The sequence below is a fragment of the Stenotrophomonas sp. STEN087 genome (assembly GCF_056759115.1).
This window is the reverse complement of record NZ_JBRRCR010000097.1, coordinates 1-14118: the sequence shown is the minus strand read 5'-3', so window position 1 is coordinate 14118 and position 14118 is coordinate 1. Positions and strand designations below refer to the sequence as shown.

Below are 14118 nucleotides of genomic sequence, written 5' to 3'. Positions count from 1 at the left end.
GCGCTGTGGAACCACCCGATCCCATCCCGAACTCGGAAGTGAAACGCAGCTGCGCCGATGGTAGTGTGGCTCAAGCCATGCGAGAGTAGGTCATCGCCAGGGTTTACACCCAAAAACCCCGCTGCTCACGCAGCGGGGTTTTTTCTTTGCGCGTGGATAATCATGCTGCGGGAGATTCCGCGCGTGGCGTTCCCCGGTAGAGCCACGCCGTGCGTGGATGTGCCGTGCCGGCAAACGGCATGGAGCAACAGCGGTAATGCCGGCCGCTGGCCGGCAAAAGCGCGGCACAGGCGCCTGCAGGAACAGCGGTGCCAACCAAGGTTGGCATCTACCAGAGCAGCGGCCCGCGTGCATGGAGCAAGGACGGTAGTGCCGGCCGCTGGCCGGCACAGGCAAGGTGCCAACCGTGGTTGGCACCCACCCAAAGCACAAAGCAGGAACCGGGCGTCTGGCCTCAGGCCAGCGCCATCTCCCGCGTTTCCTGCTGCCGGAACACCGCAACCGCTTCACTCAACGTGCCCGCCTGCACCTGCAGCTCGCGTGCGGCGGCAGTGGCTTCTTCCACCAGGGCCGCGTTCTGCTGCGTCGCCTGGTCCATCTGCACCACGGTCTGGTTGATCTGTTCGATGCCGCTGGACTGCTCCTGCGAGGCCGCGGAGATCTCCTGCATCAAGGCGCTCACGCTCTGCACGCCGCCGACAATGCCCTGCATGCGCTGGCCGGCGTCGGCCACCAGCTGCGCGCCTTCGCCCACCTCGCGGCCGGCTTCGTCGATGAGCTTCTTGATCTCCTGCGCCGCCGCCGCCGAACGCTGGGCCAACACGCGTACCTCGCTGGCAACCACGGCGAAGCCACGTCCCTGCTCACCGGCGCGCGCGGCCTCCACCGCGGCGTTCAGGGCCAGGATGTTGGTCTGGAACGCGATACCGTCGATGACACCGGTGATGTCACCGATGCGACGCGAGGCGGCTTCGATGGCCTGCATTGTGGTGACCACCCGCTGCATGGCCAGGTTGCCCTCGTTGGCCGCGCCCTGCGTGGTGCTGGCCAGGTCACTGGCCTGGCGTGCATGGCTGGCGTTCTGCCGCACGGTGGCGGTGAGTTCCTCCATTGACGCGGCCGTCTCCTGCAGGTGCGCGGCCTGGCGCTCACTGCGCTCGGACAAGGCATCGTTGCCGGAGGCAATCTCGTTGGCGGCACCACGGATCGCGCCGGCACTGCGCTGGATGCGACCGACCATGCGCGCCAGCTGGGTCGCCGTGGCATTGGCGTCGCGCTGGATCGCGGCAAACGCACCGTGGTACTCGCCTTCCATGCGCCGGTCGAGCTCACCGCGGGCCAGTGCGGCCAGCATCTGCCGAACCTCTTCCACCGTGCCGCCGACCGTAGCCATCAGCTGGTTGATGCCACCGGTGAGGCCGTCCAGGAAGCTGGCGCCCTCACTGGCCTGCAGGCGCTGGTCCAGATCGCCGGCCGCCGCTGCCGCCACGATGCCGGCCACTGAATTCTCCAGCGTCAGCTCATGCGTGCGGTCATGCCACTCCACGGCAAACCCCAGGCGCATGCCCTGCGCATCGAACACCGGCGTGACCACCTGGGCGAAGTGCACCGGGCCGATCTGGATCTTGCCGTCATGGGTGACCTGCAGCGTGTTGAGGATGGCGCGGATGCGGTCGGGGTTGGCGTGGAAACGATGGATGCTGCTGCCGACCAGCTGTTCGGCATCGAAATCGGGGAAGGCCTGGCGCAGGTTCGCCTGCTGGTTGCGCAGTAGGGCCACCACCGAATGGTTTACGTAACGGATCACGTGGTCGTTGTCGGCGATCATCATTGCCGTACGCGAGACATCCAACGCCTGGCGGATCTGTGCGTTGTCGGCATGACCCTGTGCCTGGCGTTCGCGCTGCGCCTGCACGTGGCGGGCGGTGTCGGCCAGGGCGTGGGCCAGCGAACCTGCGGCGTAATCCTGCACGTTGCCGTGCGCGGACAGGTCGGCGCCGGTGGCGATATCGCGGGCGAGGGCGGCCAGACGCTGCGGGCCGTGGCCCAGTGCCTCGCTCTGCTGGCGCAGGCGCGCGGCGGTCTGGCCGAGCACGGCCGCAAGCGCGGCCAGCGCCGCCGCGTGCAACACGGCCGGCAGTACCGCGGCGCCCGGCACCAGCGGCAGCAGCAGGGCGATCACCCCGACCGCGCCGGCCAGCCACAGTGGCAGACGGTCGCGATGACCCAGCAGGACCCCCAGCAGCACGGCGATCGGCAACGCCGGGCCGAGGCCACCCAGATGGCAGAGCAGGCTGAGCTGGATGGCGACGAGCACCGCAAGGCCATTGCGGGCCAGCGGCGTGCCGGCCTGCGGGCCGCCCAGCCACGCGGCAGGCAGCACGGCGGATGCCGCCAGCGCGGCCATCAGCCCGCCTTGGCTGCCTACGGCAAGGCCCAGCCCCAGCAGGGCCATGACGGCGCTGCCCAGCAGCAGGCGGCGGTCACCCCGTCGTGCGAGCTGTTGCAGGTAGGGAAGGCGGCCCTGGTCGGGCGGACGGGGGGATGCAATGGACATCGGCGACTCCTGGATCAACGGACGGCAACGGCCCCGCAAACCCGCACGCGCGATGGCGGGACGGTGGCAGGGCAAGGGTTGCGAAAGGGGGAGGTGGAGCAGGCAGGCACCGGGGCCACGTCCTGTGGGCGATGGTGCGGACAGAAAGACATGCGGGCTTCCTTGCAGGACCACGAACAGCCGCAGGCCCGACCGGGCCCGCGTGCTGCGGGCGCAGGGGCCCGCAACTGTTCTATCGGCCGCGCGCGCGTGGAGTGAAGCGCACGCGGCGGTTCCCGCTCAGCCGCGGTTGCGGTGAAGCAACGCGATCAGACGGCGAGGAAGCCGTTGATGACCTCGGCGATCTGCGCTGGCTGTTCCATGTGCAGATGGTGGTTGCCCGGGAACACCGCCAGGCGGCCGTCGCGCAGGTGCTGCAGGCGCTGGCTGCGCCCCGGCTCGGGATAGTAGGACTGTGCCGGCGTGGCGTAGATCACCTGGGTGGGGCAGGCGATGGCCTGCAGCAGATTGTCGATCTGCCCTTCGCTGAGGCGGATGGCGGTGGGCAGCATCAGGCGCGGATCGCTGCACCAGCGGTAGCCGCCCTCCACCGGCTCGACGCCGCGCTCGACCAGCAGGCGGGCGCAGCCTTCGCTGAGCTGGTTGGTCATCATCCGCGCGCGGATGGGCGCGGCCAGTTCGGGGAACACGCGCAGCTGCTTGCGCGCCAGGGCGCGGGTGGCATTCACATGCTCGCGCAGGCGATCGGCGGTTTCTTCTTCCGGCCCGCGCAGGCCGCCCAGCGCCTCGATGGCGACCAGCCGCTCGACGCGATCACTGACCGCGGCGGTGAGGCTGGCGATGCCGGCGCCCATCGAATGGCCCATCAGGGTGAAGCGTTCCCAGCCCAGCGCGTCAGCGACATCGAGCACGTGGGTGATCGCCGCCGGTGTGGTGTAGACCGCGCCGGCCGGCAGGTGGGCGCTGTGGCCGTGGCCGGGCAGGTCGATGGCCACCAGCTCCACCTCGGCCAGGTGCGGCGCCAGCGGTACGAAGCTGGCGGCGTTGTCCAACCAGCCATGCAGGGCCAGCACGCGGGTGCCACCGGCAGGGCCGCCGCGCAGGCCCGCCACGCGCGCACCCGCCACGTCCATCGCGAACGGTTGCAGGCTCATGCCAGCGATGCCACGGCGAGGCGTGCCAGGGCACGGGCGTGTTCGGGTTCGGCGTTGAGGCACGGGATGTAGCGCATCTGCGCGCCGCGCTCGGCCAGCGTTTCAGTGAAGCCCATCGCCACTTCTTCCAGCGTTTCCAGGCAGTCGGTGGCGAAGCCCGGGCAGACCACGTCGATCTGCTTCACGCCCGATTCGGCCAGCGCCCACAGGCTCGGTTCGGCGTAGGGCTGCAGCCAGCGCTCGCGGCCGAAGCGCGACTGGTAGCCGAGCTGCCACTCATCGGCAGCCAGGCCCAGTGCCTTGGCGATGGCCTGCGCGCTGGCTTCGCAGCGCTGCGGGTACGGATCGCCGGCGTCGGCCAGGCGCTGCGGAATTCCGTGGAAGGAAAACACCAGCTTCTGGCCGCGGCCGTGCTGCTGCCAGTAGCGCTGGATGGAGCCGGCAACCGCGGCGACCCAGTCCGGGTCGACCGAGTAATCCTGCACCAGGCTGATGGTGATGCCGGGATGGCGGCGTTGCCAGTCATCCACGCGGTCCTCGATCGAGGCGGTGGTGGTGGTCGAATACTGCGGGTACAGCGGCAGCACGACGATGCGGCGCACGCCTTCGGCGGCCAGGCGGTCGAGCTCGGCGGTGAGCGCCGGTGCGCCGTAGCGCATGGCATGGCGCACCCGCAGGCTGGGCAGCAGGGCCTGCATGGCCTCGGCCAGGCGGCGGGTATGCACCATCAGCGGCGAGCCTTCCGGCAGCCACACCAGGGCGTACTTCGCGGCTGAACGGCCACTGCGCAGCGGCAGGATGAGCCCACGCAGCAGCGGCTGCCAGAGCAGCGCCGGAATCGAGACCACGCGGGGGTCGGACAGGAATTCAGCCAGGTAACGACGGACGGCGGGGGCCGTCGGCGTCTCGGGCGTGCCTAGGTTGACCGCCAGCACGGCGGTATCGGGTGCGTCGAGCATGAGGACTATTGTCGCCGATCCGATGCCGCGCCGGGATGCAGGGTTTGGATGGTGTCGATGCAGGGCGTTTATCCGCATGCGCCACACTCATTGGATATTCATCACAACGCTACTAATTTCAGTCACTTGCTATATCTTCCTATGGACTGACTTCTGGAGCCCGCCATGCGTCGCCCGATCCAAGCCCTGCTGATCGCCGCCAGCCTGCTGTCCAGCCAGGCCATGGCCGGACCGCAGGAAGACCAGCGCGCCCGCAACGCGGTGCGTGTGCTGGCTGAAATCCAGGAAATTCCCGATCAGGGCATTCCGGACAAGTTGCTCGACGAAGGCCGCGCGGTCATCGTCATTCCCGACACGATCAAGGCCGGTCTGGTCATCGGCGGTCGCCGTGGCCATGGCCTGATGTCGGTGCGCATGCCCAATGGCGCCTGGTCCAACCCGGTGTTCATCAAGCTCACCGGCGGCAGCATCGGCTTCCAGGCCGGCGTGCAGTCCTCCGACGTGGTGCTGGTGTTCCGCAACGACCGCAGCCTCGACAATCTGGTCAATGGCAAGTTCACCCTGGGCGCCGATGCCGGCGTGGCCGCCGGTCCGGTGGGCCGCAATGCTGCCGCCGCCACCGATGGCCAGCTGAAGGCCGAGATCTGGTCGTGGTCGCGTGCCCGCGGCTTGTTCGCCGGCGTCGCCCTGGATGGCGCGGTGCTGCAGATCGACGATGCCGCCAACCTCGACGCCTACGGCAGCAACACCACGCCGCGGATGATCTTCGAAGGTCGCGCCGCCGGTTCGCCGTCGATGGACGTGGTCGCCTTCCGTGACCGCCTGGAAGAAGCCACCTACGCCGCGCGCAACAACCGCACCGGCAACGGTGGCACTGCCAGCGCACCGCCGCCGCCGGTCCAGGCGCCTGTTCAGGCACCGGTCGCGGCCCCGGCCCCGGCCGAAGCGACCACCGCGCCGCTGCAGAACATGCCGCAGAACCCGCCGCCGGCACAGCAGGGTTTCCAGCCGGTCGGCGACGGTGAGATCCGTACCGAGACGCTGGGCGGCAACTGACTTTCGTCACGCGCGCCGGCTTACAGCCGGTGCGCTATGCTCGACAGCCTGATCACAACGTAACGAGTGTCTTTATGGGCAGTTTGAGCATCTGGCATTGGTTGATTGTCCTGGCCGTGGTTCTGTTGGTGTTCGGCACCAAGCGGCTGACCAGTGGTGCCAAGGACCTCGGCTCGGCGGTGAAGGAATTCAAGAAGGGCATGCGCGACGACGACAAGCCGTCGGCGCAGCTGGGCGACGAGTCGCGCAGCCAGGACGCCTCGCGCACGGCGCAGGACGAGCACGACCGCAACGCGCGTTGATCCGGAGCGGTTGCGGTGTTTGATATTGGTTTCAGCGAACTACTGGTGATTGCGGTGGTCGCTTTGGTGGTGCTCGGTCCCGAGCGCCTGCCCAAGGCGGCCCGCTTCGCCGGCCTGTGGGTGCGTCGCGCCCGCAACCAGTGGGACTCGGTGAAGCAGGAGCTGGAGCGCGAGCTGCAGGCCGAGGAGATCAAGCGGCAGATGCAGGACGTGCGGCAGAGCATGCAGGACACCGAGAGCCAGCTGCGCGCCAGCGGCGAAGCGGTGCGGCGCGAGGCGGCGCAGGCGCAGCAGCAGGGTGATGACCTGGCCCAGGAAGTGCGCGCGCCGGCCCCGGCGCAGACGCCGCCGCACCTGGCCGATGATGTCCCGGCCTCCGCGGCGCCGCAGGATGTCGTTTCAGCACCAGATGCCCCTGCACAGCCGGCCGCTACCGCGCCTGCTGACACCCCCGTGGCCGATGCGCCCGTTCCGCCGGAGCGCCAGCCATGAGCGACCATGATTTCGGTGAAAGCTCGCTGGTCGAGCACCTCGTAGAACTGCGCGCGCGGCTGATCCGCGGGCTGCTCGGTTTCGGCGTGGTGCTGCTGGGCCTGCTGCCGTTCACCCAGAAGCTCTACAACGCGCTGGCCGAACCGCTGGTGTCGCAGCTGCCGAACGGGCAGACGATGATCGCCACCAACCCGGCCGGTGCGTTCTTCGCGCCGCTGAAGCTGACCTGCTTCGTGGCCCTGTTCGTGGCCGTGCCGTGGCTGCTGTACCAGCTGTGGGCGTTCGTCGCCCCGGGCCTGTATGCGCGCGAGAAGCGCCTGGCGGTGCCGCTGCTGGTGTCGTCGGTGCTGCTGTTCTACACCGGCTGCGCGTTCGCCTACTTCCTGGTGCTGCCGGCGGTGTTCCACTTCCTCACCACCTTCAGTCCGGAAGTGATCGCGATCACCCCGGATGCGAACGCCTACCTGGATTTCGTGCTGGCGATCTTCTTCGCTTTCGGCGGCAGCTTCGAGCTGCCGGTGGCGATGGTGATCCTGGTGCTGCTGGGCTGGGTGACGCCGCAGCAGTTCAAGGAAGGCCGCGGCTACGCGGTGGTCGGCATCTTCGTGCTGGCCGCGGTGCTGACCCCGCCGGACGTGGTCTCGCAGCTGATGCTGGCGATCCCGATGTGCCTGCTCTACGAGCTGGGCATCCACGCCGCACGTTGGCTGGTGCCGTCTTCCGCAGTGAAGAAGCCCGCCGCCTGATACGGGAACGCCGGGCATGGCCCGGCGTTCTTCATTGATCCGTTTCATCCACGCATGGCGTGGATCTACCCAGGTCAGGCGTGGAAGACGTCGTTCTGCGGCGGGGTGGCCGGCACCGGCGGTGCGGCGCGGTTGCCGCGGTGGACGAACATCTGCTTCCAGGCGGCATAGACCGCGCCGACGTACAGCGGCATCACCACCGTGGTCAGCACCAGCTGGGCGATGAAGGCCGCCGCCAGCGGGCCGCCGATCAGCATCGCGATCTGGATGACGATGACGAACAGGATGTAACCGCAGAACGCCGCGATCAGGCCCAGCACCGCGAACACGGTCATCGCCACGATGTTCTCGATGCAGCCCTGCAGGCTCAGGCGCAGCGCGTGCATGCCGCTCTGCTTGTCGAACACCACCAGCGCCGGCTGGGTGAACATCGCCAGCGACAGGCCCACCGCGGTGACGAACACCAGGAACAGCCACAGCGCGATGCGCTTGGCCGGCAGGTTGGCCACCAGGTTCGCCGCATCATCCGGGCTGATCTGCTGGCCGCTGCGGCTGATCTGCTCCATCTTGGTCATGACCTCGCTGAAGGCGGCAAAGCCTTCGCGGCCGATCATCAGGAACAGCAGCACGCCCAGCAGCAGCACCGCCAGCACCTGGATGGCCAGCGGCACCAGCAGGTGGCTGACGCGGTGGTCGCGGATCGGCTGCAGCAGGTGCGAGGCCAGGCCGGGACGGCCCTCGTCGATCTCGCCCATCGCGTACAGCATGCCGCCGAACATCACCGGCGAAATGGCCAGGGTCATCAACTGCACGGCCAGGCCCGCGGCACCCGGGATCAGGGTCGACAGCAGGGTGACCACCCAGCTGACCACCAGCCAGGTGAGGCCGATCCTGGCCAGCTGCAGCGGCGCACGCCGGTACAGCGAGAACGTATCCAGCAACCACTGGGCGCCCGCCGAAGCCGGCAGCTTGCGAATCTCTTTCATGGACATCCGGGAAGGGACAGAAGGGGGCCGGGCGGGTGCCCGTGCCGCCGATTATCCCTGTTTTGCGACCGGCTGGGCTGAAGACTGGCGGGCCTGGCGGACGAAGCGGCGCAGCAGCTGGCGGGCCAGGGGGGCGGCGCTGACCGCGCGCTCGATGCTGCGTGCGCAGCCGCCGTGGCGGCCGATGCAGTCGGCGCGGGCACGGATGTAGCCGCGCATGTGGTGGGTGGCGAACTCGGGATGGAACTGCACGCCCCAGGCCTGGCGGCCCCAGCGGAAGGCATGGCAGCCATCCAGCGGCGAGCGCGCCAGCACCGCGGCCCCCTCGGGCGCACGCAGCACGGTCTGCATATGGGTGGCGTGGGCCGGGAAGTGGCTGGGCAGGCCACCGAACAGCGGATCCTCGGCGGCGGCCGGGTCCAGCGCCAGTTCGATGGTGCCCGACTCGCGGCCGGCGGGGTTGTAGGCCACCTCACCGCCGAGCGCGTGCGCCAGCAGCTGGTGGCCGTAGCAGATGCCGAACACCGGCATGCCGTCGTGGGCGACCTGGCGCAGCCACGCCGCGCTGCGCTCGCTCCACTCGGCGTGGTCGGTGACGTAGGCGGCCGAGCCGGTCACCAGTACGCCGGCGAAGCCGCGGGCGTCGGGCAGGTGGCCGCCGTGCTCGACGTCGACCACCACCGTCTCGTGTTCTTCCAGCCCGGCGGCGACGCGGATCCAGTGCGGAAAACGGCCGTAGCGCCGCAGCGACGGCACCGGGCGGCCGGTTTCAAGGATCAGGAACGGTGCTGGATTCATCCGGGGGCGGCAGGACTGACAGGACTTCCTCGATTGTAGTCAGCCCCTGCGCCACCTTTTCAAGCCCCGCCTGGCGCAGGGTTCGCAGTCCTTCAGCCTGTGCGGCACGTCCGAAAGCGGCCAGATCCATGTCCGCGCGGATCAGCCTGCGCAGCCGCGAACCCAATGGCAGCAACTCATACAGGCCGATGCGGCCAAGGAAGCCGGTGCGCCGGCACTCCAGGCAACCGACCGGCCGACAGGGTGTGGCGGCATCTGGATATGCAGCATGGCTATCAGCCAGCACCGCCCAATCGGACGCGCCGAGGGTGTGCGGCTGCTTGCAGTGCGGGCACAAGGTGCGCACCAGGCGCTGGGCGAGGATGCCGTTGATGGTGCTGGCCAGCAGGTAGTGCGGCACGCCGATGTCGAGCAGGCGGGTGATGGCCGAAGCCGCATCGTTGGTGTGCAGGGTGGACAGCACCAGGTGGCCGGTCAGCGAGGCCTGCACCGCCATCTGCGCGGTCTCCAGGTCGCGGATCTCACCGATCATGATGATGTCCGGGTCCTGTCGCAGCAGGGTGCGCACGCCGCTGGCGAAGTCCAGGTCGATGTTGGCCTGCACCTGCATCTGGTTGAACTCCGGCGAGATCATCTCGATCGGGTCCTCCACCGTGCACACGTTCACGTCCGGGGTGGCCAGCCGCTTCAGGGTGGAATACAGGGTGGTGGTCTTGCCCGAACCGGTCGGGCCGGTGACCAGCACGATGCCGTGCGGACGCTCGACCAGCGCATTCCAGCCGGCGGCCTCCTGCGGGCTGAAACCAAGCTGGTCGATGCTCTTGAAGGCGGCATCCGGATCGAAGATGCGCATCACGCACTTCTCGCCGAAGGCGGTGGGCATGGTCGACAGGCGCATCTCGACCTCGCGGCCGCCCGGCGAACGGGTCTTGATGCGGCCATCCTGCGGGCGCCGGCGCTCGGCCAGATCCATGCGGCCGAGCACCTTGATGCGGCTGACCACGGCGGTCATCACCGCCGGCGGCACCTCGAACACCTTGTGCAGCACGCCATCGATGCGGAAGCGCATGCGCCCCATCTCGCGGCGCGGCTCCAAGTGGATGTCCGAGGCGCGTTGTTCATAGGCGTACTGCAGCAGCCAGTCGACGATGTGGACGATGTGCTGGTCGTCGGCGTTGACGTCACCGGCGCGGCCCAGCTCGACCAGCTGCTCGAAGCTGGGCAGGGTCGTGTTGGCTTCGCCGCGCACGTCGCCGCGGGCCCCGCGCACCGAGCGGGTGACCCCGAAGAACTCCATGGTGTAGCGGTGCAGGTCCAGCGGATTGACCATCGCCAGCTCGATCTGGCGCCGGGTCAGGTGCTGCAGGTCGCGGCGCCATTCCTGCGCCAGCGGCTCGCTGGTGGCCACCAGCACGCGCTCGGTGTCGACCGCCAGCGGCAGGAAACGGTGGCGGCGGGCATAGGCGTGGGAGGCCACGGCGGTGACCGAGGCGACGTCGACGCGGGTCGGGTCGATGCGCAGGTAGCGGCAGCCGGTGCGCTGGGCCAGCCATTCGGTCAGCCGTTCAAGGCTGAGCTCGCCGCCCTCGCTGGCGGCCAGCTTGAGGTTGGACAGCAGCACCAGCGGGTGCACTTCGCTGGCGTTGCGCGCGCCCTGTGCGGAAAAGCGCACGCGGTCGCGGTCACGTTCGGCGATCAGGCCATCGGCCAGTGCGGCAGCGGCGACCTGTTCGAACTGCAGGCGCCCTGGCGGCAACGGGGCCGGTGCCCCGGGCGTGCCTGCCGGCAGCCGGTGTTCCATCTGCCTGCTCCTCCCGGGTACGGAATGCCCCGCAGGTCGGCCGTTATACTAGCGCACCCCTCTGCCGGCCAAGAATCGTCCGCATGTCCGCGAACCCGACCGTTCCGATCACCTTCCAGGGCCTGATCCAGACCCTGAACCAGTTCTGGGCCCAGCAGGGCTGCGTGCTCATCCAGCCGCTCGACCTGGAGGTGGGCGCCGGTACGTTCCACCCGGCCACCTTCCTGCGTGCGATCGGCCCGGAAGGCTGGAACGCGGCCTACGTGCAGCCTTCGCGCCGCCCGACCGACGGCCGCTACGGCGAGAACCCGAACCGCCTGCAGCGCTACTACCAGTACCAGGTGGCGATGAAGCCGGCGCCGGACAACATCCAGCAGCTGTACCTGGATTCGCTGAAGGCGCTGGGCATCGACCCGCTGGTGCACGACCTGCGCTTCGTCGAGGACAACTGGGAATCGCCGACGCTGGGCGCCTGGGGCCTGGGCTGGGAAGTCTGGCTCAACGGCATGGAGGTGACCCAGTTCACCTACTTCCAGCAGGCCGGTGGCCTGGAATGCCGCCCGGTGCTGGGCGAGATCACCTACGGTCTCGAGCGCCTGTGCATGTACCTGCAGAACTGCGACAACGTCTACGACCTGGTCTGGACCTACGGCCCGGACGGCCAGCCGGTGACCTACGGCGACGTCTACCACCAGAACGAGGTGGAGCAGAGCACGTACAACTTCGAACACGCCGACGTGGAAGAAATGTTCCACCGCTTCGACGCGTGCGAGCGCGAGGCGCAGAAGCTGGTGGAAGTGAACCTGCCGCTGCCGGCGTACGAACAGGTGATGAAGGCCAGCCATACCTTCAACCTGCTCGATGCGCGCCGCGCGATCAGCGTGACCGAACGCCAGCGCTACATCCTGCGCGTGCGCGCGCTGGCCCAGGCGGTGGCCAAGGCCTACTACGAGCAGCGCGAGAAGCTGGGCTTCCCGGGCGCGAAGAAGGCCTGACGGCCTCGCTGCTTTTCATCACCCCATTGCCCCGGGGCGCCGGCCGCGTCGCGCGCTGCGCCCCCACCACAGGATTGAAACGATGAGCCAACTGTCCCCCCTGCTGATCGAACTTGGCACCGAGGAGCTGCCGGTCAAGGCGCTGCCGGGCCTGGCCCAGGCCTTCTTCGATGGCGTTGTCGACGGCCTGCGCAAGCGCGGCGTCGAGCTGGAACTGGGCGATGCCCGCCCGCTGTCGACCCCGCGCCGCCTGGCCGTGCTGCTGCCTGGCGTCGGCCTGGAACAGCCGGAACAGCGCAGTGAAGTGCTGGGCCCGTACCTGAACATCGCACTGGACGCCGAAGGCCAGCCGACCAAGGCCCTGCAGGGCTTCGCCGCCAAGGCCGGGATCGACTGGACCGCGCTGGAGAAGACCAGCGACAACAAGGGTGAGCGCTTCGTCCACCGTGCGGTGAGCCCGGGCGCGCGCACCGCCGCGCTGCTGCCGGAGATCCTGCGCGAGGCCATCGCCGCGATGCCGATCCCCAAGCCGATGCGCTGGGGCGACCACGACTGGGGCTTCGCCCGCCCGGCGCACTGGCTGGTGCTGCTGCACGGTGCCGACGTGGTCGAGGCCGAGCTGTTCGGCCTGAAGGCCGACCGCATGAGCCGTGGCCACCGCTTCCACCATGACAAGACCGTGTGGCTGAGCCAGCCGCAGGATTACGTCGAATCGCTGCGCGCGGCCAAGGTGCTGGTCGATCCAGCCGAGCGCCGCGAGCGCATCGTTGCCGAGGTCGAGGCCGCTGCTGGCCAGGCCGGTGGCAGCGCCCGCATCACCGAAGACAACCTGGAGCAGGTGGTGAACCTGGTCGAGTGGCCGGCGGCGGTGCTGTGCAGCTTCGAGCGTGCGTTCCTGGCCGTGCCGCAGGAAGCGCTGATCGAGACGATGGAGATCAACCAGAAGTTCTTCCCGGTGCTGGATGACAGCGGCAAGCTGACCGAGAAGTTCATCGGCATCGCCAACATCGAATCCAAGGACGTGGCCGAAGTGGCCAAGGGCTACGAGCGCGTGATCCGCCCGCGCTTCGCCGATGCCAAGTTCTTCTTCGACGAAGACCTGAAGCAGGGCCTGGAATCGATGGGCGACGGCCTGAAGACGGTGACCTACCAGGCCAAGCTGGGCAGCGTGGCCGACAAGGTGGCGCGCGTCTCGGCGCTGGCCGAGGTGATCGCGCCGCAGGTCGGTGCCGACCCGGTGCTGGCCAAGCGTGCCGCACAGCTGGCCAAGAACGACCTGCAGTCGCGCATGGTCAATGAATTCCCGGAACTGCAGGGCATCGCCGGCCGCCACTACGCCGTGGCCGGTGGCGAATCGCCGGAGGTGGCGCTGGCCATCGACGAGGCCTACCAGCCGCGCTTCGGTGGCGATGACATCGCGCTGTCGGCGCTGGGCAAGGTGCTGGCGATCGCCGAGCGCGTGGACACCCTGGCCGGCGGTTTCGCCGCAGGCCTGAAGCCGACCGGCAACAAGGACCCGTTCGCCCTGCGCCGCAACGCGCTGGGCCTGGCCCGCACCATCATCGAAAGCGGCTTCGAGCTGGACCTGCGCGAGTTGCTGGCCAGCGCCAACGCCGGCCTGGCCGCGCGCAACGTGCAGGCCGACGTGGGCGAGCTGTACGACTTCATCCTCGACCGCCTGAAGGGCTACTACAGCGACAAGGGCGTGCCGGCCACGCACTTCAACGCGGTGGCCGAGCTGAAGCCGGCTTCGCTGTATGACTTCGACCGTCGCCTGGACGCGATCGGCACCTTCGCCGCGCTGCCGGAGGCCGAGGCGCTGGCCGCGGCCAACAAGCGCATCCGCAACATCCTGCGCAAGGCCGAGGGCGACATCCCGGGCCAGATCGATGCATCGCTGCTGCAGGAAGACGCCGAGCGCGCGCTGGCCGAAGCGGTCACTGCGGCCATCGATGACACCGGCGCCAGCCTGCACCAGAAGGACTACGTGGCCGTGCTGGCGCGCCTGGCCCGCCTGCGTCCGCAGGTCGATGCGTTCTTCGATGGCGTGATGGTGAATGCCGAAGACCCGGCGCTGCGTGGCAACCGCCTGGCGCTGCTGACCCTGCTGGGCGAGCGCCTGGGCAAGGTCGCGGCGATCGAGCACCTGTCGAGCTGATGGGAATACCCATCCACGCATGGCGTGGATGGGTGGGTAGCGGCGGGGGCGGGCCGGGCGGGGCTAGGTGTCGAGCCGGGGGCTGCGGTGCAGCGAGGAGGGGGGCGGTGCGCG

General features: G+C 69.0%; 12 protein-coding genes and 1 rRNA gene. 7 read left to right on the top strand and 6 right to left on the bottom strand.

The annotated features are described in order from the left end of the window. Positions 1-102 (top strand): 5S ribosomal RNA (gene rrf, locus ACVOK1_RS18120); the annotation flags it as partial. 352 nt (positions 103-454) lie between these two features. On the opposite strand, the gene ACVOK1_RS18115 is transcribed toward rrf, so the two are convergent. From ACVOK1_RS18115 to hemH, 3 genes are all read right to left on the bottom strand, one after another. Continuing rightward, a complete protein-coding gene (locus tag ACVOK1_RS18115) occupies positions 455-2557 on the bottom strand; it encodes a methyl-accepting chemotaxis protein (RefSeq protein WP_481562846.1) in 2103 nt (700 codons plus the stop codon). A 308-nt stretch (positions 2558-2865) separates the two neighbouring features. After that, positions 2866-3711 carry an alpha/beta fold hydrolase gene (locus ACVOK1_RS18110; protein WP_481562845.1) on the bottom strand — a complete coding sequence of 282 codons (846 nt, stop codon included), beginning with the start codon at positions 3709-3711 and terminating at the stop codon, positions 2866-2868. Then, positions 3708-4670 carry a ferrochelatase gene (gene hemH, locus ACVOK1_RS18105; RefSeq protein WP_200753475.1) on the bottom strand — a complete coding sequence of 321 codons (963 nt, stop codon included), beginning with the start codon at positions 4668-4670 and terminating at the stop codon, positions 3708-3710. Before hemH ends, ACVOK1_RS18110 begins: the two co-directional genes overlap by 4 nt. 165 nt (positions 4671-4835) lie before the next feature. Here hemH and ACVOK1_RS18100 point away from each other — a divergent pair, with 165 nt between their 5' ends. The 4 genes from ACVOK1_RS18100 to tatC all read left to right on the top strand — a co-directional run bounded on the left by ACVOK1_RS18100 (position 4836) and on the right by tatC (position 7266). Further along, complete coding sequence (locus ACVOK1_RS18100; RefSeq protein WP_481562844.1) at positions 4836-5726, top strand: lipid-binding SYLF domain-containing protein; 891 nt, start codon at positions 4836-4838, stop codon at positions 5724-5726. Positions 5727-5800: 74 nt separating this feature from the next. Further along, complete coding sequence (gene tatA, locus ACVOK1_RS18095) at positions 5801-6028, top strand: Sec-independent protein translocase subunit TatA (RefSeq protein WP_108770514.1); 228 nt, start codon at positions 5801-5803, stop codon at positions 6026-6028. Between the two features lie 15 nt (positions 6029-6043). Further along, positions 6044-6520, top strand: a complete 477-nt coding sequence (tatB, locus tag ACVOK1_RS18090; RefSeq protein ID WP_200753473.1) for a Sec-independent protein translocase protein TatB — start codon at positions 6044-6046, stop codon at positions 6518-6520. After that, positions 6517-7266 carry a twin-arginine translocase subunit TatC gene (gene tatC / locus ACVOK1_RS18085; protein ID WP_164075331.1) on the top strand — a complete coding sequence of 250 codons (750 nt, stop codon included), beginning with the start codon at positions 6517-6519 and terminating at the stop codon, positions 7264-7266. Before tatB ends, tatC begins: the two co-directional genes overlap by 4 nt. A 74-nt stretch (positions 7267-7340) precedes the next feature. Here tatC and ACVOK1_RS18080 read toward each other — a convergent pair whose 3' ends face one another. Genes ACVOK1_RS18080 through ACVOK1_RS18070 form a run of 3 tightly spaced genes read right to left on the bottom strand, consistent with a single transcriptional unit; the run spans position 7341 to position 10851 of the window. Continuing rightward, on the bottom strand, positions 7341-8252 hold the full coding sequence (locus ACVOK1_RS18080; RefSeq protein ID WP_164075332.1) for a BPSS1780 family membrane protein: 912 nt from the start codon (positions 8250-8252) through the stop codon (positions 7341-7343). Positions 8253-8303: 51 nt separating this feature from the next. After that, positions 8304-9050, bottom strand: a complete 747-nt coding sequence (locus ACVOK1_RS18075) for a glutamine amidotransferase (protein ID WP_108770510.1) — start codon at positions 9048-9050, stop codon at positions 8304-8306. Then, on the bottom strand, positions 9022-10851 hold the full coding sequence (locus tag ACVOK1_RS18070; RefSeq protein ID WP_481562843.1) for a GspE/PulE family protein: 1830 nt from the start codon (positions 10849-10851) through the stop codon (positions 9022-9024). Before ACVOK1_RS18070 ends, ACVOK1_RS18075 begins: the two co-directional genes overlap by 29 nt. 83 nt (positions 10852-10934) lie before the next feature. Between ACVOK1_RS18070 and glyQ the strand changes: the two genes are divergently transcribed. Together glyQ and glyS are read left to right on the top strand one after the other, a co-directional pair. Continuing rightward, positions 10935-11846, top strand: coding sequence for a glycine--tRNA ligase subunit alpha (gene glyQ / locus ACVOK1_RS18065; protein WP_108770508.1), 912 nt, complete (start codon positions 10935-10937; stop codon positions 11844-11846). Positions 11847-11928: 82 nt separating this feature from the next. Next, entirely contained in the window at positions 11929-14004 is a 2076-nt protein-coding gene (gene glyS, locus ACVOK1_RS18060) for a glycine--tRNA ligase subunit beta (protein WP_481562842.1), read from the top strand. The last annotated feature ends 114 nt before the right edge of the window (positions 14005-14118 follow it).

Bases quoted from the DNA above. Each gene is read 5' to 3' on its own strand.
- ACVOK1_RS18115 (WP_481562846.1), bottom strand. From the start codon at position 2,557: ATGTCCATTGCATCCCCCCGTCCGCCCGACCAGGGCCGCCTTCCCTAC.
- ACVOK1_RS18110 (WP_481562845.1), bottom strand. From the start codon at position 3,711: ATGAGCCTGCAACCGTTCGCGATGGACGTGGCGGGTGCGCGCGTGGCG.
- hemH (WP_200753475.1), bottom strand. From the start codon at position 4,670: ATGCTCGACGCACCCGATACCGCCGTGCTGGCGGTCAACCTAGGCACG.
- ACVOK1_RS18100 (WP_481562844.1), top strand. From the start codon at position 4,836: ATGCGTCGCCCGATCCAAGCCCTGCTGATCGCCGCCAGCCTGCTGTCC.
- tatA (WP_108770514.1), top strand. From the start codon at position 5,801: ATGGGCAGTTTGAGCATCTGGCATTGGTTGATTGTCCTGGCCGTGGTT.
- tatC (WP_164075331.1), top strand. From the start codon at position 6,517: ATGAGCGACCATGATTTCGGTGAAAGCTCGCTGGTCGAGCACCTCGTA.
- ACVOK1_RS18080 (WP_164075332.1), bottom strand. From the start codon at position 8,252: ATGAAAGAGATTCGCAAGCTGCCGGCTTCGGCGGGCGCCCAGTGGTTG.
- ACVOK1_RS18075 (WP_108770510.1), bottom strand. From the start codon at position 9,050: ATGAATCCAGCACCGTTCCTGATCCTTGAAACCGGCCGCCCGGTGCCG.
- ACVOK1_RS18070 (WP_481562843.1), bottom strand. From the start codon at position 10,851: ATGGAACACCGGCTGCCGGCAGGCACGCCCGGGGCACCGGCCCCGTTG.
- glyQ (WP_108770508.1), top strand. From the start codon at position 10,935: ATGTCCGCGAACCCGACCGTTCCGATCACCTTCCAGGGCCTGATCCAG.
- glyS (WP_481562842.1), top strand. From the start codon at position 11,929: ATGAGCCAACTGTCCCCCCTGCTGATCGAACTTGGCACCGAGGAGCTG.